This is a genomic window from Cryobacterium sp. Y62 (assembly GCF_002929785.1).
GTDB lineage: Bacteria > Actinomycetota > Actinomycetes > Actinomycetales > Microbacteriaceae > Cryobacterium.
Genome location: NZ_PJJK01000099.1, coordinates 29078 through 51482 on the forward strand (window position 1 = coordinate 29078; position 22405 = coordinate 51482).

General features: G+C 63.9%; 21 protein-coding genes. 18 read left to right on the forward strand and 3 right to left on the reverse strand.

The annotated features are described in order from the left end of the window. Nucleotides 1-101: 101 nt before the first annotated feature. The 8 genes from CXY71_RS07580 to CXY71_RS07615 all read left to right on the forward strand — a co-directional run bounded on the left by CXY71_RS07580 (nt 102) and on the right by CXY71_RS07615 (nt 9009). Complete coding sequence (locus tag CXY71_RS07580; RefSeq protein ID WP_104135063.1) at nt 102-866, forward strand: YebC/PmpR family DNA-binding transcriptional regulator; 765 nt, start codon at nt 102-104, stop codon at nt 864-866. A gap of 4 nt (nt 867-870) precedes the next feature. Beyond that, entirely contained in the window at nt 871-1497 is a 627-nt protein-coding gene (gene ruvC / locus CXY71_RS07585; RefSeq protein WP_104135039.1) for a crossover junction endodeoxyribonuclease RuvC, read from the forward strand. Then, nucleotides 1494-2174, forward strand: a complete 681-nt coding sequence (gene ruvA / locus CXY71_RS07590; protein WP_104135040.1) for a Holliday junction branch migration protein RuvA — start codon at nt 1494-1496, stop codon at nt 2172-2174. The genes ruvC and ruvA overlap by 4 nt, the downstream gene beginning before the upstream one ends. Further along, nucleotides 2171-3250: a Holliday junction branch migration DNA helicase RuvB gene (gene ruvB, locus CXY71_RS07595; RefSeq protein WP_104135041.1), complete on the forward strand. Its 1080-nt coding sequence runs from the start codon at nt 2171-2173 to the stop codon at nt 3248-3250. The genes ruvA and ruvB overlap by 4 nt, the downstream gene beginning before the upstream one ends. A gap of 108 nt (nt 3251-3358) precedes the next feature. Then, nucleotides 3359-3748 carry a preprotein translocase subunit YajC gene (yajC, locus tag CXY71_RS07600; protein ID WP_104135042.1) on the forward strand — a complete coding sequence of 130 codons (390 nt, stop codon included), beginning with the start codon at nt 3359-3361 and terminating at the stop codon, nt 3746-3748. A 95-nt stretch (nt 3749-3843) separates the two neighbouring features. Next, nucleotides 3844-5571, forward strand: coding sequence for a protein translocase subunit SecD (secD, locus tag CXY71_RS07605; protein WP_104135043.1), 1728 nt, complete (start codon nt 3844-3846; stop codon nt 5569-5571). Further along, nucleotides 5571-6584 (forward strand): protein translocase subunit SecF, encoded by a 1014-nt coding sequence (gene secF / locus CXY71_RS07610; RefSeq protein ID WP_104135044.1) that lies wholly within the window; start codon nt 5571-5573, stop codon nt 6582-6584. Before secD ends, secF begins: the two co-directional genes overlap by 1 nt. Nucleotides 6585-6753: 169 nt before the next feature. Further along, nucleotides 6754-9009: a bifunctional (p)ppGpp synthetase/guanosine-3',5'-bis(diphosphate) 3'-pyrophosphohydrolase gene (locus tag CXY71_RS07615; protein ID WP_104135045.1), complete on the forward strand. Its 2256-nt coding sequence runs from the start codon at nt 6754-6756 to the stop codon at nt 9007-9009. 34 nt (nt 9010-9043) lie between these two features. On the opposite strand, the gene CXY71_RS07620 is transcribed toward CXY71_RS07615, so the two are convergent. From CXY71_RS07620 to CXY71_RS07630, 3 genes are all read right to left on the reverse strand, one after another. Continuing rightward, the gene (locus CXY71_RS07620; protein ID WP_104135046.1) at nt 9044-9607 is read right to left on the reverse strand and encodes a hypothetical protein; all 564 of its coding nucleotides are present in this window, start codon (nt 9605-9607) and stop codon (nt 9044-9046) included. A gap of 114 nt (nt 9608-9721) precedes the next feature. Beyond that, entirely contained in the window at nt 9722-10954 is a 1233-nt protein-coding gene (locus CXY71_RS07625) for a DUF349 domain-containing protein (RefSeq protein WP_104135047.1), read from the reverse strand. Between the two features lie 109 nt (nt 10955-11063). Beyond that, nucleotides 11064-11858: a peptidylprolyl isomerase gene (locus CXY71_RS07630; RefSeq protein WP_104135048.1), complete on the reverse strand. Its 795-nt coding sequence runs from the start codon at nt 11856-11858 to the stop codon at nt 11064-11066. 106 nt (nt 11859-11964) lie between these two features. On the opposite strand from CXY71_RS07630, the gene CXY71_RS07635 reads away from it, so the two are divergent. The 10 genes from CXY71_RS07635 to CXY71_RS07680 all read left to right on the forward strand — a co-directional run bounded on the left by CXY71_RS07635 (nt 11965) and on the right by CXY71_RS07680 (nt 22404). Next, nucleotides 11965-13305, forward strand: a complete 1341-nt coding sequence (locus CXY71_RS07635; RefSeq protein WP_104135049.1) for a replication-associated recombination protein A — start codon at nt 11965-11967, stop codon at nt 13303-13305. A 274-nt stretch (nt 13306-13579) separates the two neighbouring features. Further along, on the forward strand, nt 13580-14209 hold the full coding sequence (gene rpsD / locus CXY71_RS07640; RefSeq protein ID WP_104135050.1) for a 30S ribosomal protein S4: 630 nt from the start codon (nt 13580-13582) through the stop codon (nt 14207-14209). 111 nt (nt 14210-14320) lie between these two features. After that, nucleotides 14321-14692: a DUF948 domain-containing protein gene (locus CXY71_RS07645; protein ID WP_104135051.1), complete on the forward strand. Its 372-nt coding sequence runs from the start codon at nt 14321-14323 to the stop codon at nt 14690-14692. 133 nt (nt 14693-14825) lie between these two features. Then, nucleotides 14826-15071 carry a hypothetical protein gene (locus tag CXY71_RS07650; protein WP_104135052.1) on the forward strand — a complete coding sequence of 82 codons (246 nt, stop codon included), beginning with the start codon at nt 14826-14828 and terminating at the stop codon, nt 15069-15071. 71 nt (nt 15072-15142) lie between these two features. Then, nucleotides 15143-17797 (forward strand): alanine--tRNA ligase, encoded by a 2655-nt coding sequence (alaS, locus tag CXY71_RS07655; protein ID WP_104135053.1) that lies wholly within the window; start codon nt 15143-15145, stop codon nt 17795-17797. Between the two features lie 101 nt (nt 17798-17898). Continuing rightward, nucleotides 17899-18369: a Holliday junction resolvase RuvX gene (ruvX, locus tag CXY71_RS07660; RefSeq protein WP_104135064.1), complete on the forward strand. Its 471-nt coding sequence runs from the start codon at nt 17899-17901 to the stop codon at nt 18367-18369. 200 nt (nt 18370-18569) lie between these two features. Continuing rightward, nucleotides 18570-19763 carry an endolytic transglycosylase MltG gene (gene mltG / locus CXY71_RS07665; RefSeq protein ID WP_104135054.1) on the forward strand — a complete coding sequence of 398 codons (1194 nt, stop codon included), beginning with the start codon at nt 18570-18572 and terminating at the stop codon, nt 19761-19763. After that, entirely contained in the window at nt 19756-20655 is a 900-nt protein-coding gene (locus CXY71_RS07670) for a shikimate dehydrogenase (protein WP_104135055.1), read from the forward strand. The genes mltG and CXY71_RS07670 overlap by 8 nt, the downstream gene beginning before the upstream one ends. 5 nt (nt 20656-20660) lie before the next feature. Further along, nucleotides 20661-21869, forward strand: coding sequence for a chorismate synthase (aroC, locus tag CXY71_RS07675; RefSeq protein ID WP_104135056.1), 1209 nt, complete (start codon nt 20661-20663; stop codon nt 21867-21869). Nucleotides 21870-21882: 13 nt separating this feature from the next. Continuing rightward, complete coding sequence (locus CXY71_RS07680) at nt 21883-22404, forward strand: shikimate kinase (protein WP_233198256.1); 522 nt, start codon at nt 21883-21885, stop codon at nt 22402-22404. The last annotated feature ends 1 nt before the right edge of the window (nt 22405 follow it).

The window sequence follows — 22405 nt, forward strand, 5'->3', positions numbered from 1 at the left end:
AGGCGGCACCAAGCGTGCACCAACTTCGCAGCGATCACCAGAGCTCGATCGAGCACAGCTTATTCGAGCACAGTTTGTTCGAGCACAACAACGGGAGATGTATGTCCGGGCATTCCAAATGGGCCACCACCAAGCACCAGAAGGCGGTCACCGACTCCAGACGGGCCAAGGCGTTCGCCAAACTCATCAAGAATATCGAGGTTGCGGCACGGCTGGGCGGCGCTGATCTCTCGGGTAACCCAACCCTGGTTGATGCCATTCAGAAGGCCAAGAAGACCTCGGTGCCCAACGACAACATCGACCGGGCCGTCAAGCGTGGTGCCGGGCTGTCTGGCGAACAGGTCGACTACACGACCATCATGTACGAGGGCTACGCCACGCACGGTGTCGCGATCATGATCGAGTGCCTCACCGATAATAAGAACCGTGCTGCGGCCGAGGTACGCACCGCGATGGCCCGCAACGGGGGAGCCATGGCCGACCCGGGCAGCGTCGCGTACAACTTTCACCGCAAGGGTGTCGTTGTGGTCAAGCACCTGCCCACGATCACCGAGGACGACATCATGCTTGCCGTGCTCGACGCCGGCGCTGAAGAGGTCATCGACGAGGGCGAGACCTTCGAGATCCACTCTGACGTGAGTGACCTCGTCGCCACCCGCACCGCGCTGCAGGCCGCCGGCATCGACTATGAGTCCGCCGATATTGCCTTCATCCCGTCGCTTAAAATCGAGGTCGACGCCGAAACTGCCCGCAAGGTATTCCACCTGATCGACGCCATGGAAGACCTCGACGACGTGCAGAACGTCTACTCCAACTACGACCTGTCAGTCGAGGTACAGGCCGCACTCTCCGCCGAGTCCGAGTAGTTCGATGGCGGTCCGGGTTCTCGGCATCGACCCGGGCCTCACCCGCTGCGGCGTCGGCGTCGTCGATGTCGAGGGCAACCGCACGGCCCGCCTGGTGGACGTGACCGTGCTGCGCAGCGCGCCCGAACTGCCCTTGGAACGGCGGCTGCTGCTGCTGTCCCAAGGCCTCGAAGAGATGCTCGACCGGCACCGGCCGCAATTCATCGCCATCGAACGGGTTTTTGCCCAGCACAACGTGCGCACGGTCATGGGAACGGCCCAGATCAGCGGCGTCGCCCTGTTGCTGGCAGCTCAGCGCGGTCTGCCGGTGACCCTCCATACCCCGAGCGAGGTGAAGGCTGCCATCACCGGGTACGGGGCCGCCGACAAGAAGCAGGTCGGCACCATGGTCGCGCGCATACTAGGCCTCACCGAAATTCCCAAACCTGCCGATGCAGCGGATGCCCTCGCCCTCGCGATCTGCCATGCCTGGCGCACCGGCGCCTCCGGCGGCACGCTGCCGACCGTCGTCTCGGTGAAAGCGGCCACGGGCCCGCCTGCCGCGCTGACCCCGGCGCAAAAGGCCTGGCGCGCCGCCGAACGTGGGTCGGTGCCAGCGGTGTCGGCGGTGCCCCGTAGTCTTAAGCGGTGATCTCTTCCGTACGTGGCCTTGTCCTGTCTGCCGTGGGCTCAACCGCCAGCTCATCAACGGTGGTAATCGAGGTGGGGGGAGTCGGGCTGGGCGTGCAGGTGACGCCGGCCACCGCCCTCAACGTGCGCATCGGTGACGAGGCCCGCCTTGTGACCACGCTCATCGTACGCGAAGATTCCCTCACCCTTTACGGTTTTCCCACGGCTGACGAACTGGCCGTGTTCGAACTGCTCGTCGGCGTCACGGGCGTTGGCCCTAAATCTGCTCTAGGGGTGCTCGCCGTGCTTACCCCCAATCAGATCGGCCAGGCCGTCAATGGCGACGACGACGGCGCGTTCCGCAAGGTCAGCGGTATCGGGCCGAAAACCGCGAAGCTCATCGTGCTCTCCCTCGCCGGCAAGATCGCCGTCACGGCGGCGAGTACCCCGACCCGCCCGGCCGGCGCCACCTCGGCCGCAGCAAGCGTGCAGGCGGCGCTGATCGGTCTCGGCTGGTCGGAGCGGGTCGCCGCTGTGGCTGTCGATGAGACCCTTACTGAGCTGACGGATGCTGCCGATACCGATTCAGCGCCCCCAACCGTCGCCGCTGTGCTCCGGCTTGCCCTCGGCCGACTCGGCCCGGCAGCGCACCACGCCACCGGCTCGGCGGCAGCCGCGTCCGGCAAGGATCACCCATGAGTACCGATTCCGGTGTTGAACACTCCGGTGTTGAACACGCCGCCGCTGAACTCAGTAACCCCTCCCTTGAAAGCGAGTCTGAGCTCGCCTTCGAGGGCGCGCTGCGCCCGGCGAGCCTGGCCGAATTCGTCGGCCAAAAGAAGGTGCGCGGGCAGTTGCAACTGCTGCTGACCGCCGCGACGATGCAAAACCGCACGCCCGACCACATCCTCCTGGCCGGCCCGCCCGGCCTCGGCAAAACCACCCTCGCCATGATCGTCGCCTACGAGGGCAACCGGCCGCTACGCATGTCGAGTGGACCGGCGATTCAACACGCCGGCGACCTCGCTGCGGTGCTCTCCTCCCTGGTTCCGGGTGAGGTGCTGTTCATCGACGAAATTCATCGCATGGCAAGATCGGCTGAAGAGATGCTCTATCTCGCGATGGAAGATTTTCGCATCGACATCATGGTGGGCAAGGGCGCCGGGGCCACCTCGGTTCCGCTCGAGCTCGCCCCGTTCACCCTGGTGGGGGCAACGACGCGCTCCGGCCTGCTGCCGAATCCGCTGCGTGACCGATTCGGCTTCACCGCGCACCTGGAGTTTTACGCCGAGAGCGAGTTGGAACAGGTGCTCTATCGCGCCGCCCAGCTGATCGACCTGCCGATCGAGCGCGACGCGCTGGCCGAGATCGCCGGCCGATGCCGGGGCACACCACGCATCGCGAACCGCCTGCTGCGACGGGTGCGCGACTACGCGCTCGTGCACGGGGGCGGCGCCAACATCGCCGCGGTGCACGCGGCGCTCGAACTCTACGACGTCGATGCAATCGGCCTGGATCGTCTGGACCGGGAGGTCATGAAGATCATCCTGACGCGATTCGGTGGTGGTCCGGTCGGCCTCAACACTCTGGCCGTCTCGGTCGGCGAGGAGTCGGAAACCGTCGAAGCGGTCGTCGAGCCGTTCCTGGTACGGATAGGATTCCTCACGCGTACTCCGCGCGGCCGTGTTGCGACCAGTGCGGCCTGGCAACATTTTGGTCTCGCACCACCTCAGGGCGCGACTCCACAGGGAAGTGCAACCCTTCTTGACCTATAATTCAGTTTGGCCCGCCTGTCTAGAGGCATATTCTCTCTAGGCCTGCTGTCGGCTCTTCACCCACAAGCTTCGGCCACCCGCGCCGCAATCGGAAGGTTTCACCGCTCCATGGATTCTTTGACTCTCGTCATGCTGGCCGTTTTGGCCGTACTCGTCTTCTTCATGTTCCGCAATGGCCGCAAGCGCAAGAAAGACCAGGAAGCCCTGCAGGCGACCATGGTTCCCGGTGCCGACGTCATGACCAACTTCGGTATGTACGGCACAATCATTGCCATCGACGAAGAGGCCAACAAAGTCGAGCTGCAGATCGCTCCCGGCGTCATCGTTGAGATCCACCGTCAGACCATCGCTCGGGTGGTCGAGCCGATTGTCGCCGACGATGTCGAAGACGACTCCACTGTTGATAGCATCGACTCGCTCAAGGAGCCGGAATTCGGCCAGCGCGTTGCCGAAAGCGACATCGACACCACCGAACAGCCGAAAAAGGGCGACGCTTAGTCTAGGTCCCAGTCCGCACCAACAACGCACGTACTGCAACACGCGGCGCGCCCACACATTTTGGTGTGGGCGCCAACAGAAAGCTGAGTTCATAGGTGGCTAAGTCGTCGTCTCCAGCCAAAAAGGCCTGGCGTTCCCTGACCTGGCTGGGCGTGCTCATCGTCGGCCTGATCGCCCTCAACGCCTTCGGGGTGTTCACCCAGAACGGGTCGTGGACGCCGAAACTGGCCCTCGACCTTGAGGGTGGGACGCAGATTATTCTTGCCCCGCAGGTCGAGAGCGGCGCGACCGTCACTTCTGAGCAGCTCACCGAGGCCGTTGGCATCATTCGCCAGCGGATCAACTCCTCGGGAGTCTCCGAAACCGAGGTCAACACGCAGGGCGGCCAGAACATCGTCGTGTCGATCCCCGGTACCCCCGATGATGCCACCCTGGAACGCATCAAGTCCTCGGCCAAATTGGAGTTTCGCGCCGTGCTCGTGGCCGGTCAGCCGTCCGGTCAGACTGTCGGCGCGGACGGGTCCGCGACCCCCGCACCGGAAGCGACCGTCGACCCGAGCCTGTCGACGACTCCAACGGTCGAGCCCACCGACGCGAGCGACCTCAACTACGTCACCCCGGCCCTCCAGGCCGAGTACGACGCCTTCGACTGTGCCGCGATCAACACCACCAACGTCGCACCGGCCGATGAGCCCCTCATCACCTGCGAAACGGATGGCTCGATCAAGTACATCCTCGGTCCAGTTGAGGTAGATGGTTCCACCATTACAGACGCCACCAACGGCCAGCGCACCACATCGTCGGGCGCGACCACCGGTGAGTGGGTCGTCAACATTGTCTTCAACAGCGAGGGAACCACGAAGTTCGCCGATGTCACGACCCGGCTGAACAGCCTCAGCGGGGCACAGAACCAGTTCGCCATCGTGCTTGACGGTGCCGTCATCTCGGCGCCCTCGAACACGCAGGGAGCTATTCTCAACGGCAAGCCAGAAATCTCCGGCTCCTTTGATCAGGACAGCTCGAAGGCCCTCGCCGACCAGCTCAAGTTCGGCGCCCTTCCGATCAGCTTCACAGTGCAGAGCCAGGACACAATCTCGGCCACCCTGGGATCAACACAGCTGCTCAACGGACTCATCGCCGGCCTGATCGGGTTGATCCTCGTCGTCATGTACTCGCTCGCCCAATACCGTCTGCTCGGCCTCATCACTGTGGCTTCGCTCGGAGTGGCGGCCGTGATCACCTACCTGCTCATCACGATCTTGTCCTGGCGTGAGGGCTACCGCCTGTCGCTGGCCGGAGTTGCCGGCCTGATCGTGGCGATCGGTATCACCGCCGACTCTTTCATCGTGTACTTCGAACGCGTACGCGACGAGCTGCGTGACGGTCGCGGTCTGGAATCGTCGGTCGAATCCGGCTGGAAGCGTGCCTTCCGCACCATCGTTGCTTCCGACGTCGTGAACTTTCTCGCCGCCGTCGTACTGTTCGTGTTGGCCGTCGGTAACGTGCGCGGCTTCGCCCTGACCCTCGGCCTCACCACCATCGTCGACCTGCTCGTGGTCAGCATGTTCACCCACCCGATGTTGCAACTAGTCGCCAAGACGAAGTTCTTTAATGAGGGTCACAAGTTCAGCGGCCTTGATCCTCGTGCCCTCGGCGCGGTTTACCGTGGCCGTGCCCGCTTCGTACCCTCGTCGGCCGTGTCGGCGACGAAGGTGGCTTCCTCGAGCAAAGAGGCGGCCAAGCGACAAACGATCGCCGAACGTAAGGCTTCAGAACTTGTAGGCACCAGTACTGATCGATCGACAGGTGGGAAGGATTCCTGATGGCCAGCTTCTCGAAGTTCGGAAATGACCTCTATACCGGGGCACGGTCGCTCAATATTGTCGGGCGCCGCAAACTCTGGTATCTCATTGCCGGTGGCATGATCCTCATCGCGCTGGTCGGCCCCTTCCTGCTGCGCGGCGGTTTCGTGTTCGGCATCGAATTCACCGGTGGCAGCGAATTCGTCGTCTCCCAGACGACGAGTCAGTCGCAGACCACGGCAACGGATGCCGTCGCAAGCGTCGTTCCGGAAGCGGTATCGAAAGTTTCCACCGTCGGCTCAGACGGTGTTCGGATCCAGACCGACCAGCTGTCAGAGGGGGAGACCACTGGCGTGCGGGACGCCCTCGCCGCCGGCTATGACGTTCCGGTCACCGAAGTCGCCACCTCCTTTATCGGGGCCACCTGGGGACAGGACATCACCGGCCAGGCGTTGCGCGCCCTGGTGGTGTTCCTCGTGCTCGCCGGTATCATCATGGCGGTCTACTTCCGCACCTGGAAGATGTCGGTCGCGGCCATGGTTGCCCTACTGCACGACCTCGTAATCACGGCCGGGTTCTATGGCATCACGGGGTTCGAGATCACGCCGGCCGCGGTGATCGGGTTCCTGACCATTCTCGGCTACTCGCTCTACGACACCGTAGTGGTCTTCGACAAGATTCGGGAGAACACCAACTTCGACGGTTCGGGCTCAAGCCGCACCTTTGCGGAATCGGTCAACCTCGCCGTGAATCAGACGCTGGTGCGCTCGATCAACACCTCCGTCGTCGCCGCCCTCCCCGTGGCATCCATTTTGTTCATCGGGGCATTCGTGCTTGGCGCTGGTACCCTGCGTGACATTTCACTGGCCCTGCTGATCGGCATCTTGGTCGGTACCTATTCGACGATCTTCATCGCGTCACCGCTGTACGTTCAGCTGCGCGTCGGTGAAGCAGCGATTGGCAAGCATGACAAGCAGGCTTTGGCCGCGCGCGCCAAGGCCTCCACACCCGCTGTGGAGTCCGTTACCGCCTAGCTTCCGCACCTTGATCGAAACGGCCAGTCCTTTGGGACTGGCCGTTTCGCTGCATGTGGTCGGGACGGATCGCTGGCAGCGTACGGGGGAGGCGTCACGAACCGGCATAATTGAGGGAACGCAAGCACAGCCCGCGCGGTTTCTACCGCGGGGACTCGGAGGTGAGACCATGACGGACACGACGACGCCATCGCCAGCCTCGCTGCGCCGTCTGGTCCCGCGCATTTTCTCCCGCGCTCAGCCCGCCGGGGCCGTCGACCGTCTGGTCAAAACGGTGCGGCTGAACCACCCCAAGGTCGACCTGTCGATCATTGAGCGTGCCTACACGGCCGCCGAACGTGCCCATGACGGGCAGATGCGCCGCAGCGGCGAGCCGTACATCACTCACCCAGTGGCGGTGGCCCAGATTTTGGCCGACCTCGGCATTGGCACCAAGACGATTGCTGCGGCGTTGCTGCACGACACGGTGGAGGACACCGACTACACCCTCGATGCCCTGCGCGCCGATTTCGGTGATGAAATTGCGATGTTGGTCGACGGCGTCACCAAGCTCGACAAGGTGAAGTACGGCGACTCGACTCAGGCCGAGACCGTGCGCAAGATGATCGTTGCCATGTCCAAGGACATCCGCGTACTCATCATCAAACTCGCCGACCGGTTGCACAATGCGCGCACTTGGGGCTTCGTACCGAACGAATCTGCCGTGCGCAAGGCCACCGAAACCCTTGAGATCTATGCACCGCTGGCACACCGCCTGGGTATTCAGGCCATCAAGTGGGAACTTGAAGACCTCTCGTTCGCCGTGTTGTACCCCAAGCTCTACGCTGAAATCGAAAGTCTGGTCAAACAGCGCACCCCGCAGCGCGAAGAGTTCGTGCAGCAGATCATCGACATCATCAATGATGACCTCAAGTCCGCTCGAATTCGCGGCAAGGTTGCCGGGCGCCCCAAACAGTACTACTCGATCTACCAGAAGATGGTCGTGCGCGGCCGCGAATTCGACGAAATCTACGACCTTGTCGGCATCCGCATTCTCGTGAATTCGGTACGGGATTGCTACGCCGTGCTGGGATCCATTCACGCCCGTTGGACCCCACTGCCCGGCCGGTTCAAGGACTACATCGCCACCCCGAAGTTCAACCTGTACCAGTCGTTGCACACGACAGTGCTCGGCCCGAGCGGTCGTGCGGTCGAGATTCAGATTCGGACCACCGAAATGCACCAGCGCGCCGAATTCGGTGTCGCCGCGCACTGGAAATACAAGGAACAGGTCAACGGCAAGAGCGCCGGGAGCCCCGGCCCGCAGAGCGACACCGACATGGCCTGGCTGGCCCACATATCGGACTGGCAGGCCGAAACTGCCGATCCCGGCGAGTTCCTCGACTCACTACGCTACGAAATCGGTGCCAAAGAGGTTTATGTCTTCACGCCGAAGGGCCGCGTTATCGGGCTGCCCTCGGGCGCGACCCCGGTTGACTTCGCTTACGCCGTGCACACCGAGGTCGGCCACCGCACCATGGGCGCTAAAGTCAATGGCCGTCTGGTTCCCCTGGAGAGCGAACTCATCACCGGAGACGTTGTCGAGGTATTCACCTCGAAGAACCCCGACTCCGGGCCCAGCAAGGACTGGCTCAATTTCGTCAAGAGTCCCCGAGCGCGCAATAAGATTCGGCAGTGGTTCACCAAGGAGCGCCGCGACGAAGCTATCGAGCAGGGCCGCGACGCCATAGCCAGGGCCATGCGCAAGCAGAACTTGCCGCTACAGAAGCTGATGAACCAAGACTCTTTCGCGGAGGTCGCGGCTCAACTCAAGTATGACGACGTGTCGGCTTTGTATGCTGCGGTCGGTGAAGGCCACGTCTCGACCCAGTCCGTACTCGAAAAGGTTGTGTCCTCGGTGCAGAGCATCGAAGACAACGACAGCAACGACTTTCCGGTTGCTGCCCGCGGCCGGCCGCAGACCACCCGGAACGCTGATTCTGGTGTGCTCGTGCGCGGTGCCCCGGACATTCTGGTCAAGCTTGCCCGCTGTTGTACGCCGGTTCCCGGCGACAAAATCGTCGGATTCGTCACCCGTGGTGCCGGTGTCTCGGTGCACCAGGCGGCGTGCCACAACGTGCAGTCGCTGCTCAAGGAACCAGAGCGCATGATCGAGGTCGACTGGGCGCCAACGTCGAAGAGCCTGTTTCTGGTGCACATTCAGATTGAGGCACTCGACCGATCCGGATTGCTCTCCGATGTCACCCGGGTTCTGTCTGAGCATCACGTGAACATTCTTTCCGCCACAGTTAACACGTCGAGTGACCGCCTCGCGCTCAGCCGGTTCGTGTTCGAGATGGGTGACACCACCCACCTCGATCGCGTCCTCAATGCCGTGCGGCGTATCGATGCTGTCTACGACGTCTATCGGGTCAACGACGGCTAGACGCCCACTGCTGACTCGGTGCTTCGGTCGGCCGTTACAGGGCTCGCAACGCTTCGTTGACCGCGGCGAACCTGGCCACGGCGATGACGCTGAAGGCTGGACTGCCGCGTTGGCAGAGGCGCACGGCCGCGTCGACATCCGGATACCCGCCGCAGTGCAGTAGTCGGGTCAGAAGCGCGATGATTTCGGGCCCCGCGGTCGGTGACCAGTAGCGCGCCAGGTCGACGGCGGTGCGCAGCGGAGTGGTCACCCGTACGCCCGCAATGCTATGCACATCCTCGGGAGAGCGCACGATTTCGCGCAGCTGCACTCGTGGTGACCAGACGGCGGTCGTGCGGGCGCCGATGAGCACGCAGAACTGGTGGCGCAGGGGCTCAGGTGCTACGCCGTAGATCCACGCGGCGGTGAGGCGCTCCGCGATGGCGCGGGGTGGGACCAACCGGCTGGCGGAGACGGCCCGGTTGGAGCATCCGTCTATTTCATCGATCACACACCAGGAGTCGGCGAGTTGAAAAACCTGCCCGTCGAGCCGGGCGCCGCACAGTTCGGCCAGGGGCAGGTCGTTGACTGTGAGCGTTCGTTCCCCTTGATTCATCATGGCGCCATACTGCCCCAAACCAGATCCAGGCCCCCCAAGGAGCCTGGATCTGTGGAGAAAACGCCCGCCTGTGCAGGTGGGGATAATTTCTGCCGGGTCGTGCTGCGGTACTACCTACTGACCCATTGCCTTGAGCCAGGCTTTGCGAGCCTCGAGCGCTTCGGTGGCGTCCTTGATGGCGGGAGCGTTCTGGCTCTTCTGAGCGGTGGCCAGTTTGTCTTCAAGCTTGGCGATCGCGTCGTTCAGCTGGCCGGCGAAGCCCTCGGTTCGAGCCTTGGTCTCTGGGTTGTTGCGCTTCCAGTGGTCGTCGTCGAGCATGCGCACGACGGCTTCGACCTTGCGCAGACGATCCTCGATGGGCTTGACTTGGTCGCGCGGAACTTTGCCGATAACGTCCCACTTGCGCTGGATAACCGTGAGCGTGTCGCGGGCAACGTTGCGGTCAGTGGCCGTCAGCAGGGTCTCGGCCTCGGTCAGCAGCTCTAGCTTGAGCATCAGGTTCGCGGAGAATTCCTCGTTGTCCTGAACTTCAACCTCGCTCTTGACGGAGTAAAGCACGTCGCCGGCAGCCTTGAACTTTGCCCACATCGCATCGTCCTGCTTCTTGCCGCTGCGGCCGGCCTGCTTCCAATCGTCGAGCAGGTTGCGATAGGCCGACACCCCGTCGGCACCCTGCGGTGCGAGCGCCTCAGCCTGCTCGATCAGGTGCTGCTTCTTGGTACGAACGTCCTTGTGCGCGCTGTCGAGCTCGGCGAAGAACGCCTTACGGTTCTGCTCAATCGTCGTGCGGGCCGCACGAAAGCGCTTCCACAGGTCGTTGGCCTCGCCCTTGGGAATACGCGGGGCATCGTGCTGGTGTGCCTGCCACCTCGCGAAGAGAGCATCGAGGGCAGCGCTGGTCTGCTTCCACTGCGTCTTGGCCGGATCTTCGGCGGCGAGGTGCTCGGCCTCTATCACGATCTCGGCTCGTTCTGCGACGGCGGCAGCGGATGCTGCTTTGGTCTCGATGCTCTGCAGCGCGGTGAGTTCGCTGACGGCTCCGCCGAGGGCGCCGAGGCGTTCGGCCAGCGCGGCCAGGTTGCCGACGGCGTTGGCGTTGGCAACGGCGACGGTGAGATTGGCCACCGATTTGGCGACGTCTGCGGCCGGAGCGCCACCCTTGGCGCGCTGCTCGAGCAGAGTTACCTGCCCGTTGAGTTCAACGTACTTGCGTTCGAAGTAGGCCAGTGCCTCTTCCGGAGTGGCATCCGGGTACTGGCCGACGGCGCGTTCGCCATCCGCCTCGCGCACGTAAACCGTGCCGGTTTCGTCTACGCGACCCCATGGTTGCTGATCTGTCGTAGTCAAGAGCCTCACCTTTGCTGAGTTGTTGTGTGGGCGCCGCGGGAAGAAAAAATGCGGAGCCAGGACATACCCTGACAAGCCTATTGCAATAGCGCAGGGGGATCGATCGATCCTACTGAACTGTTATGCCGGTAATAGTGGTCGGTACGACGGGCGAGGCGCCACCTGCCGTAATTCCAGCCTCCGTGATCTCGGCCTTGATCCGGTCGAGGCCACTCGTGACGCGCCCGAGCACCGTGTAGCCGCCCGCGCTGTCGGCGGGGATGGTGCTGTCTTCATAGACGATGAAGAACTGGCTGCCGTTGGAGAAACCGTCATCGCCGGAACGTGCCATGGCGAGAGTTCCAGCCGGATACACGTCGTCGGTCGGTGCATTCTCCACCGGTCCGTAGCTGTAATCGGGGCCGCCGGTGCCATCGCCCACCGGATCGCCGCACTGCAGCACGAAAATGCCCTCCACCGTCAGGCGGTGGCAGATGAGGCCGTTGTAAAACCCGGTCTGAACGAGGTTGATAGTCGATGAAACCGCCTGCGGCGCCAAAGCACCGTCGAGCTCGATTCCGACCGGAATGTCGTTGAGGGTCATGGTGCCGGTCCAGGTGCGACCTTCGGCCAGCGTGCTGGCGGGCACCTGACCCGAATTGGCACCGTCGGCAGCTGTCGGCGTCGTGGTCGGGATGTCGGTTGCCGCAGTGGTCGCTCCTGGAGTACCTGGTCCGCCGTTGAAGTAGAAGACTTGCGCCACCACGATCAGCGTGAGCACGACGAGCAGGCCCCCACCGGCGATCAGGTTGTCTCGCACGCGCCGCTTCGTCTGGCGCGCGTGCACCGCCCGTCGAGCCTGGTAGGAACGAACACGTCCGCGCTCTTCACGTGCCGCACGCTCAAGCTTGTAATTCGAAGCCACTTGGAACCCCTCCAGGGCCGTCGGGGTTGGCGACGACCGGACAAACGCAATCGGGCGCCAACGCTCCCGACCTCGTAGAACTCTACGCACAAACTACGCTGGAGGAATGTCGGATGCTCAACCGGGTCTGCGCAGCGGCGCAACCCCCCTCGCTGTACGAATGCGCCCGAAAACCTTGGATGAGGTAGCAGGTCAGCGTCATCTGCTCACCCCTGGATCGCCCCTGGTCAGTCTGGCCAGTGACAAGACGGGGGAGCGCGGAAGCGTGTCGGTCATTCTCTGGGGACCGCCCGGCACCGGCAAGACCACGCTCGCACAGGCGATCGCACACAGTTCCGGACGTCGTTTCGTTGAACTCTCGGCTGTGACGGCCGGCGTGCGCGATGTGCGCCAGGTGATGGAGGACGCCCGAACCAACCGGGACCTGTATGGACTGTCGACGGTGCTGTTTCTCGACGAGATCCACCGCTTCTCCAAGGCTCAACAAGATACTTTGCTTCCCGGGGTCGAGAACGGCGTCGTTATCCTGGTCGCCGCAACCACCGAGAACCCCTCATTCTCGATCATTTCCCCGCTCCTGTCTCGATCCCTTCTGCTCACCCTCGAGGTGCTCAGCGACGACGACCTCGGCATTGTTGTGGACCGCGCCGTCACCGATGCGCGCGGCCTCGCTGACCGGTTCGAACTGGAGCCAGAGGCCCGCGGCGCCATCATCCGCCTCGCCTCCGGAGATGCGAGGCGGGCGCTGACCGCGCTGGAGGCGGCATCCGTTTCTGCGGAGTCAACGCTCGAAGCTGGTGCGCCCGGCAAGCCAGTGATCACGACCGACATCGTCTCGCTCGCCGTTGACCGTGCGCTGCTGCGCTACGACCGCAACGGTGACGAGCACTATGACGTGATCAGCGCGTTCATTAAATCGGTGCGCGGCAGTGACGTCGACGCCGCCCTGCACTATCTCGCACGCATGATCGAGGCTGGCGAAGACCCGCGCTATATTTGCCGCCGCATCATCGTCCTTGCATCCGAAGACATCGGCATGGCCGACCCGCAATCTCTCCTCATCGCCGTCGCCGCCGCCGATGCCGTGCAACTGATCGGTATGCCGGAGGGTCGCATACCGCTGGCCCAGGCCGTCGTTCACCTCGCGACCGCCCCCAAATCGAACGCTGCCTACGTGGCGCTCGACGCGGCGATCGCTGACGTGCGTGCCGGCAAGATGGGCCGCGTGCCCAAGGGTATGCGCGACGCGCACTACCCAGGCGCCAAGCGCCTCGGCCACGGCAAGGGTTACCGGTACCCGCACGACGACGCCCTCGGCGTAGTGACCCAGCAATACCCGCCGACCGAACTCAAATCCACGCGCTACTACGAGCCGACCGAGCACGGCCACGAGCGCGACATCTCGGCCCGCCTCCTGAAAATCCGCCGAATAGTACGCAATGAGTAGAGTGCGTGACCAGCACTAAGGAGATCGTCCGTGACCGCCGATGGCGGTCTCACCAACCGGACTTACCGCATCCGCTCAAGACGGCCGTGTGCTACCCTTAATTCTGCCTACAACTGGTTTCGGCATGCGGCTGCGTCCGTTTCCAGTTTGGAGGGGAATCGTTCTGTAGCCGAACGTCCCGTGGCACCCAATCCTCTGATCTCCCATGACCTGTGTCGATCACGTTCGCACTCGCCCTGGTATCCCTGTTATTGAGTCCGATTGAAAGGAAACCGTGTCTACCAAGTCACGTACCCGCAGTAAAACCCGCCTCTCGCGCGCACTGGGCATTGCCCTTACGCCGAAGGCAGCCCGCTTCCTCGAGAAGCGCCCCTATGCACCCGGTGAGCACGGCCGCACCAAGCGCAAGACCGATTCGGACTATGCCGTGCGCCTCCGCGAAAAGCAGCGCTTACGCGCCCAGTACGGCATCCGCGAAGCCCAGCTCAAGATTGCCTTCGAGCAGGCTCGTCGTCGTCAGGGACTGACCGGTGAGAACCTCGTTGAGATCCTCGAGACCCGTCTCGACGCTCTCCTCGTTCGTTCGGCTATCGCCCGCACCACCGCTCAGGCTCGCCAGATGATCGTGCACCGGCACATCCTCGTCGACGGAGAGCTCGTCGACCGGCCCTCCTTCCGCGTGAAGCCCGGCCAACTCATGCACGTCAAGGCTCGCAGCGAGGGCATGGAGCCCTTCCAGGTTGCAGCAGCCGGCGGACACGTCGACCTGCTTCCCAAGCTCCCGCCGTACCTCGAGGTTGAGCTCGACAAGCTTCAGGCCCGCCTCGTGCGCACCCCGAAGCGCATCGAGATCCCCGTGACCTGTGAAGTCCAGCTCGTCGTGGAGTACTACGCAGCTCGCTAGCTCGTTAACCGGTCTTTGACCGGTACGCTGAAGGGCGGATCGTCTCTGGATGATCCGCCCTTTTTGTATACCCGGGCTCCCCAGGGGCCCATTGATCTGAGTGGAGTCACAGTGACGGGTGGAGATATTGCAGGGCTGGTGGCCGCCGGCGTATTTGCGATTCTGGTGGCGGTCATCGCCGTTCCACTGGTCAAGCTGGGCCGGGTGTTTGACGAAACCACCGCGGCCATCCATGACGTCAGCGCGGGAATCACCCCGATGCTGGCCGAGACGACCGAGACCATCCGCTCCACTAACCAGCAGTTGGCCCGCGTCGACACCATCACCAGCAACGTAGCGGATGTCACCGGTAACGTCTCAGCGCTCGTCGCTCTGTTCGCCGCCACCGTCGGCGGTCCGCTAATCAAGCTCGCGGGCTTCTCGGCCGGGGTTCGGGCGGCCTTTCGCGTCGGACGGCCGGGGTCCGGGCGAAATCGGGGTTGACCGGCTACTCTGAATACGGCGTTGATATTCTCACGCCCGTCTTATCGATAGCTACGGCTAGCGGTGCCTGGCTCCATTCAATTCGGTTCTATTGACTGAAAGCACAGGCCGCGCAGATTCAGGGAGAAGTGCCATGAAGAATGTCATCTGGTTGGTCATCGGTGTGGCCGCTGGCTTCGTCGTTGCCCACGAGGTCAACAAGACTCAGCAGGGCAAGCAGTTCTTCACCGAACTCGACACCAAGGCCCGGGAGTTCGGCGAGGCCATCTCCGAGGGGTACCGGCAGCGCGAGGCCGAGCTGCACGCCGCACTCGGTGATGTCGCTGAGGTTGTTAAGGACGCGGCCGTTGGCGACGCACCGACACCCAGCGCGCCCTGAGCATCCGCTCAGTTGAAACACCAGGTTTTACCGCACCACCTCACTCATGCACTAGAAAAACTACGGACACCATGCAGACTGCTGACATTCGCGGGCGCTGGCTCGACTTCTTCGCCGATCGTGGACACACCGTTGTGCCGTCCGCTTCCTTGGTGAGTGACGACCCCACCCTTCTCTTCACCGTGGCGGGCATGGTGCCGTTCGTGCCGTACCTGACTGGGCTGGTTCCGGCGCCGTATCCGCGCGCCACCAGCGTGCAGAAATGCATTCGTACCAACGACATCGAAGAAGTGGGCAAGACCCCGCGCCACGGCACGTTCTTTCAGATGAACGGCAACTTCAGCTTCGGCGATTACTTCAAGGAAGAGGCCATCGGCTTCGCCTGGGAACTGCTGACCACCCCGGAGAACCAGGGCGGCTACGGCTTTCGCGAGAGCGACCTCTGGGTAACCATCTACCTCGACGATGATGAGGCGCACCGCTACTGGCGTGCGCTCGGCGTGCCGGACAACCGCATCCAACGCCTCGGCATGGACTCCAACTACTGGTCCACCGGTCAGCCCGGCCCGGCCGGCCCCTGCTCGGAAATCTTCTTCGACCGCGGCCCCGCCTTTGGCGTCGACGGTGGCCCGGCTACCGACGACGATCGCTACGTTGAAATCTGGAACCTCGTCTTCATGCAGTACCTGCGCGGCGAAGGCAACGGCAAGGGCGACTTTCAGATTCTCGGCGACCTGCCGAAGAAGAACATCGACACGGGCATGGGCCTCGAGCGCGTCGCCTTCCTGAAGCAGGGTGTCGAGAATATGTACGAGATCGACCAGGTACGCCCGGTACTCGACCGCGCCGCCGCGCTCTCCAGACGACGTTACGGCGCCGACCACGACGACGACGTACGCATGCGCATCGTCGCCGACCACGTGCGTTCCTCGCTCATGCTCATGAGCGACGGCGTCATGCCATCCAATGAAGGCCGCGGCTACATTCTCCGCCGCCTGCTGCGGCGCAGCGTGCGTGCGATGCGCCTGCTCGGCGTCGACACCGTGAGTATGCCCGAACTGCTGCCAGCGTCGCGTGATGCAATGAGTGCCGCCTACCCCGAGGTCAAGAGTGATTTCGGTCGAATCAGCCAGGCCGCGTTTGCCGAGGAAGAAACCTTTCTGCGCACCCTCGCCAGTGGTAGCGCAGTGCTCGACCTCGCCGTAGCTAAGACCAAGAAGGCCAACAAGACCGAACTCGCCGGACCGACCGCTTTTCTCTTGCACGACACCTACGGTTTTCCGATCGAGATCACCCTGGAAATCGCCGAAGAAGCTGGCCTCAGTGTCAACCGTGATGCGTTCGACGTACTCATGACCAAGCAGCGCACCATGGCCAAGGCCGATGCGAAGTCGAAGAAGACGACCCTCGCCGACCTTGGTGTCTATAGCGCCTTCCGCGCCATCGGAGAGACCGTGTTCACCGGGTATGACGATCTGCAGAACGAGTCAAGCGTGCTCGGCCTGATCGTCGACGGTGAGTCCGTCACGACCGCCGTCGCCGGAAAAACAGCCGAAGTCATCCTCGCCGAGACAGCGCTCTGGGCGGAAGCGGGCGGGCAGGTCGCGGATGCCGGCCGCATCGTCGGTCCCGGCTACGAGCTCAAGGTGCTCGATGTGCAGAAGCCGGTCAAGGGCCTGATCAGTCACAAGGTGCTCGTGCAGTCCGGCGAGGTCGGTGTGGGGGACAGTGCGACGAGCGTGGTCGACGAAAGCTGGCGACGTGGCGCCCGCCAGGCACATTCTGGCACTCATGTGCTGCACGCAGCCCTGCGTCAGGTGCTCGGCCCGAACGCCCACCAATCCGGCTCGTACAACAAAGCCGGCTTCTTTCGCCTCGACTTCTCGTGGAACCAGGCACTGTCACCGGCGACCCGTACCGAAATCGAAGAAATCTCCAACAACGCCATTCGGGATAATCTGCCGGTCACCACGCGTGAACTGCCCATTGCCGAAGCCAAGGCGCTCGGTGCCATGGCCTTGTTCGGAGAGAAGTACGGTGACGTCGTGCGCGTCGTCGACATCGGCGGCCCGTGGTCGCGCGAACTGTGCGCCGGCACCCATGTGGGCAGCAGTGCTGAAATCGGCATGATCAACCTGATCAGCGAGGCGTCTGTCGGATCGACCAACCGTCGCATCGAATCGCTCGTTGGTCTCGAAGCGTTCCGCGACCTTGCCACCGAGCGCATGCTGGTCTCGCAGCTGACCTCGAGCCTCAAGACTCCGCGTGACCAGCTGCCCGAACGCATCAGCGATCTGGTGACGAGCCTCAAGACGGCCGAGAAGAAGATTGCGGCCTTCGAAGCCCACGCCCTGACCGACCGGGTTCCTGCCCTGCTGGCAGCGACTCGCCGGGTCGGTGCTGTGACGATCGTGGCCGAAGACCTCGGCGTGCTCGGTTCCCCGGACGACCTGCGCATGCTTGCCCTCGCGACCCGGGAACGTCTCGGCACGGACGCGGTCGTCGTAGCCTTGTCGGCCGTTGCCGCCGATAAGCCCGTCGTCATCGTTGCCACCAACCAGGCTGCTCGGGATGCCGGCCACAGGGCCGGGGCTCTCGCCAAGACCGTCGCCGGAATTCTCGGCGGCGGCGGCGGCGGCAAGGACGATCTGGCCCAGGGCGGTGGCCCCAACGGCGACGCCCTACCGGCCGCTCTCCAGGCGGTTGTCGCGGCGGTCAGTCGCTAACGATGAGGTCTGACCGAGCTCCCTCACGCTCTGGCTCCGCCGAACCTTGTCGTTCGGCGGAGCTGTCCGGCGGTGTCGTGCCGGATGCGGTCCCCGGCAAGATGCGCTCAGGAGTACGCCTCGGCGTGGATGTGGGCAAGGTACGCATCGGTCTAGCCCGCAGCGACAACCACGGCATGCTCGCGACCCCGGTGGAAACCGTCGTCCGCGACCAGACCGGAGTGACCGATCTGGCCCGCATTCTCGCGGTGGCCCTCGAGCTTGACGCCGTCGAGGTCATCGTCGGCCTGCCCTTGGCATTGTCAGGCAACGCCACCGCCTCCACGGACGACGCGGTCGGTTTCGCCGCGCGCCTGGCCGCAACTCTGGCCGTTCCGGTGCGGCTCGTCGACGAACGTCTCTCGACGGTGTCGGCGCAATCCGCGCTGCGGGCATCCGGTCGTGCCGCGAAAACGCAGCGGCCAGTGATCGATCAGGTGGCCGCGACTATCATTTTGCAACATGCGCTCAATAGTGAGCGTTCCTCCGGGCGGCCGCCAGGGTCACCCGTCGAACCGACCGAGAGGCCGTAATCGTGCCGAGTACTCCGGAAGAGCCCCTGCCGAGCCGTCGCCAATTACGCGCGGAGCAGGCCGCTGCGGCGGAGACGAGCGCGACGGAACCGGGGGCGACAGATCGAACTGGCGTCGAGCAATCTCGAGCCGAGCCGGCGGCACCGTCCGGGGGAACGGCATCTGTTCAACCGCCGTTGCTGCCGAGACGAGCAGCCGAGTTGGCAGAACCAAGCGATGATGCCGCCACGTTCCTGACGGCGAGCGAGATCGGTGGCTCCGGTCGGGGACGCACGAACCGGCGCTCACTGCTCGCGGACGAACCGCGGCGGGAAAAGAGGAGCCGCAAGGGAGCTTGGGGCTGCCTGATCGTCTTCGTCGTTCTCGCCGCTCTCGTGGCTGGAGTTGCGCTGTTTCTGCAGGGACCGATCTCCCAGATCATTGCTGCCACGCAAGGCCCGGCCGACTTCACCGCGGAGGAAGCGGCGGCCGGCGAAAGCGTGATCGTCATGATTCATAACGGCAACGGCGGTTCGGAGATCGCCGCAACCCTCGTCGAAGAGGGCGTGGTCAAGAGCTTTGATGCGTTCTACTCCCTCCTGTTGCAGACGGCCCCAGAGCCGGTGTTCCAGCCCGGTGCGTACCAACTCAAAACGAAGATGGTCGCGAGCACCGCGCTGGACGCCCTGTTAAATGAAAACACTCGACTGAACCAGACCGTTATCGTGCCTGAGGGGACCGCGGCCGTCGACGTGCTGGCGGCGATCTCCGAGGGAACAGACATTCCCCTGGCGAACCTGCAGGCCGCGGCCGCCAACGTGGCCCAGTTTGGCCTGCCCACCGAAGCGACCACTCTTGAGGGTTTTCTCTTTCCCGCGACGTACACCTTCTCGCCGGAGGACACCGCCGAGATTGCTTTGCAGACCATGGTTAACCGGCAGTATGAGGCCCTCGATGCGGCCGGTGTGGCCGTCGCGGACCGCTGGTCGACGATCGTGTTCGCCTCGCTGATCCAGCGGGAAGCCGGCCTGCGTGATGACTATTACAAGGTGTCCCGGGTATTTCTAAACCGACTCGACCCGGCCCAGTGGGACAGCGGGCTGCTGCAGTCGGACGCGACTGTCGCCTATGGCACGGGCAAAACCCACCTGGTCACTACGACCGACGCTGAACGTGCCGACGCCGGCAACCTCTACAACACCTATGCGCACCCCGATATGGTCGTCGGCCCGATCTCGAATCCCGGGGACCTCGCGATCGACGCAGCCCTGCACCCGGTAGACGGATCCTGGCTGTTCTTCGTGACGATCAACCTCGACTCCGGCGAGACGGCTTTCTCCACCACGGTTGGGGAACACAATGCTGCCGTTATCGTTTGGCAGAACTGGATGAGGGAGCACCCCGAATATGGATAATGCCACGTCAAATCGGCTCGCGGTGCTCGGCTCACCAATCAAACATTCCCGTTCGCCGCTGCTGCACCGGGCCGCCTACCGGCAGCTGGGCCTCGACTGGTCCTACGACGCCGTCGAGGTGAAGGCCGGATCGCTCGCCATGTTTCTGAGCTCCGTCGGGCCGGACTGGCGTGGGCTTTCGCTCACCATGCCGCTCAAACACGAGGTGTTGCCCTTCATTGACGACTGCGACCGGGTCGCACAGCTGACCGGGTCGGTCAACACAGTGCTACTACGTCAGGTGGCTGGGCGAGGCACTCTCACGGGCTACAACACGGATGTCGCTGGTCTGGTGCGAGCGTTGGCCGAAGGCGGCGTCTCCCGGGCTAAGCACGTGACTCTGCTCGGAGCCGGCGCGACAGCGGCATCTGCTCTGATGGCCGCCGCGGAACTTGGAGCTGAGTTCGTCAGCGTGCTCGTGCGCGACCTCACGAAGGCGCAGTCGCTCGTTGAACTCGGCCGGTCGCTCGGAGTCGTCGTCGACCTCGGTGATTTCAGCGGGTCCGCCGGCACCGGCACCGGCAGCGACCTTGTGATCAGCACGCTGCCCGGTGGGACGGTGCTGCCGACCACGCTGCCGCTCGAGCTGCGCGAGCGCACGACGCTGTTCGACGTTGCCTACTCGCCGTGGCCGAGCGCGGTGGCCATCTCATGGGAATCGGCCGGCGGAACCGTATTGAACGGTCTGGGCATGCTGCTGCATCAGGCGCTCATCCAGGTACGGGTCTTCGTGACCGCAGACCCCTTCGAACCACTCCCCAGCGAGCCGGACGTGCTCGCCGCCATGCGCAGTGCCCTAACCCGCGACGCTACCCCGGGTGACGCTGGCCAGCACGATGCTGTGGAAAGATAGGAATCATGCTTCGTTGGCTCACCGCCGGAGAATCCCACGGCCCCGAACTCATCGCTATTGTCGAGGGTTTGCCCGCAGGAATCCCGGTCACCCTTGATTCGATCCGCCTCGATCTCGCGCGCCGCAAACTCGGCTACGGCCGGGGTGCGCGCATGAAATTTGAAGAGGACGAGCTCACTCTCTCAGGCGGCGTACGGCACGGCTTCACCCTCGGCGGCCCGGTCGCACTGCGTATCGGCAACTCGGAATGGCCCAAATGGGTCGATGTGATGAGTGCGGCGCCGGTTGACCCGGCCACCCTGAGCCGTGGCCGTGGGGCACCATTGACCCGCCCCCGCCCCGGGCACGCCGACCTCGCCGGCATGCAGAAGTACGGTTTTGACGAGGCGCGCCCCGTGCTGGAGCGCGCGAGCGCCCGCGAGACCGCCGCCCGCGTGGCGCTCGGCGCCGTCGCCCGCTCGTTCCTGAACGAACTCGGAATTCACCTGGTCAGTCACACCATCGCCATCGGGCCGGTACGCGTGCCCGACGGCGCGCCGATTCCTGAGCCTGGGGACGTCGACACGCTCGATGCCGATCTGCTGCGCTGTTTCGACGCCGCGACATCCGCTCTGATGGTGGCTGAAGTGGATGCTGCCCACCAGGACGGCGACACCCTCGGCGGCGTCGTTGAGGTGCTTGCCTACAACCTTCCCCCCGGGCTCGGCTCCTTCGTGCACTGGGATCGCCGACTGGATTCGCAGCTGGCCGCCGCGCTCATGGGAATCCAGGCGATCAAAGGGGTCGAGGTCGGTGACGGCTTCGAGACCACGCGCCGCCGCGGCTCAGAGGCGCACGACGAACTCGTTCAAGCGGATGGCGCCATTCAGCGAGTCAGCGACAAGGCCGGCGGTACCGAGGGCGGCATGAGTACCGGAACCGTGCTGCGCGTGCGCGCCGGCATGAAGCCGATTGCGACCATTCCGCGGGCGTTGCGCACCGTCGATGTCGCCACGAGTGAGCCGGCAGCGGCGCACCACCAACGCTCCGACGTCTGCGCGGTTCCAGCAGCCGGCGTCGTGGCCGAGGCCATGGTGGCACTCGTGCTTGCGAACTCGGTGCTGGAGAAGTTCGGCGGAGACTCGATCGAGGAGACCCGTCGCAACCTGGAGTCGTACCTCGCCAACATTCCGGCGAACCTGCGCACGGGCGCGTCGAGCGACGCGTCGCTGTAGACAGGCCGATGCGATGCTGACCCTGCGGAACGCCTTGCTGCCGATCGTGTTCATTGGTCCGATGGCAGCCGGCAAGACCAAGATCGGTCGTCGAGTGGCGCGCGACCTGAATTTGCCGTTCATCGACACTGACAAGCGCATCGTCGAAAGCTACGGCCCAATTCCGGAGATCTTCGCGCGCGAGGGCGAAGAGTACTTTCGCATCGTCGAACGCGAAGCCGTGGATTGGGCCCTCGGCGAGCCGGCCGTCATCTCCCTCGGCGGGGGCGCCGTGCTGCACGCCGAGACGCAGGGCGACCTCGAATCTGCGACGGTGGTTTACCTCAGCGTGACCACCGCGGCCGTGCAGGCCCGCCTCGGCGGCAGTAAACGGCCGCTCCTGGTCGGCGGTATCAACGACTGGGAGCGCATCTACAACCTGCGCCGCCCCACCTATGAGGCCCTCGCGACGATTCGCCTGGACACCTCCAACCGACCGATCACCGGCATTGCCGACGAGATCGTGAACTGGGTACAAGAAAGAAATGATGATTGAG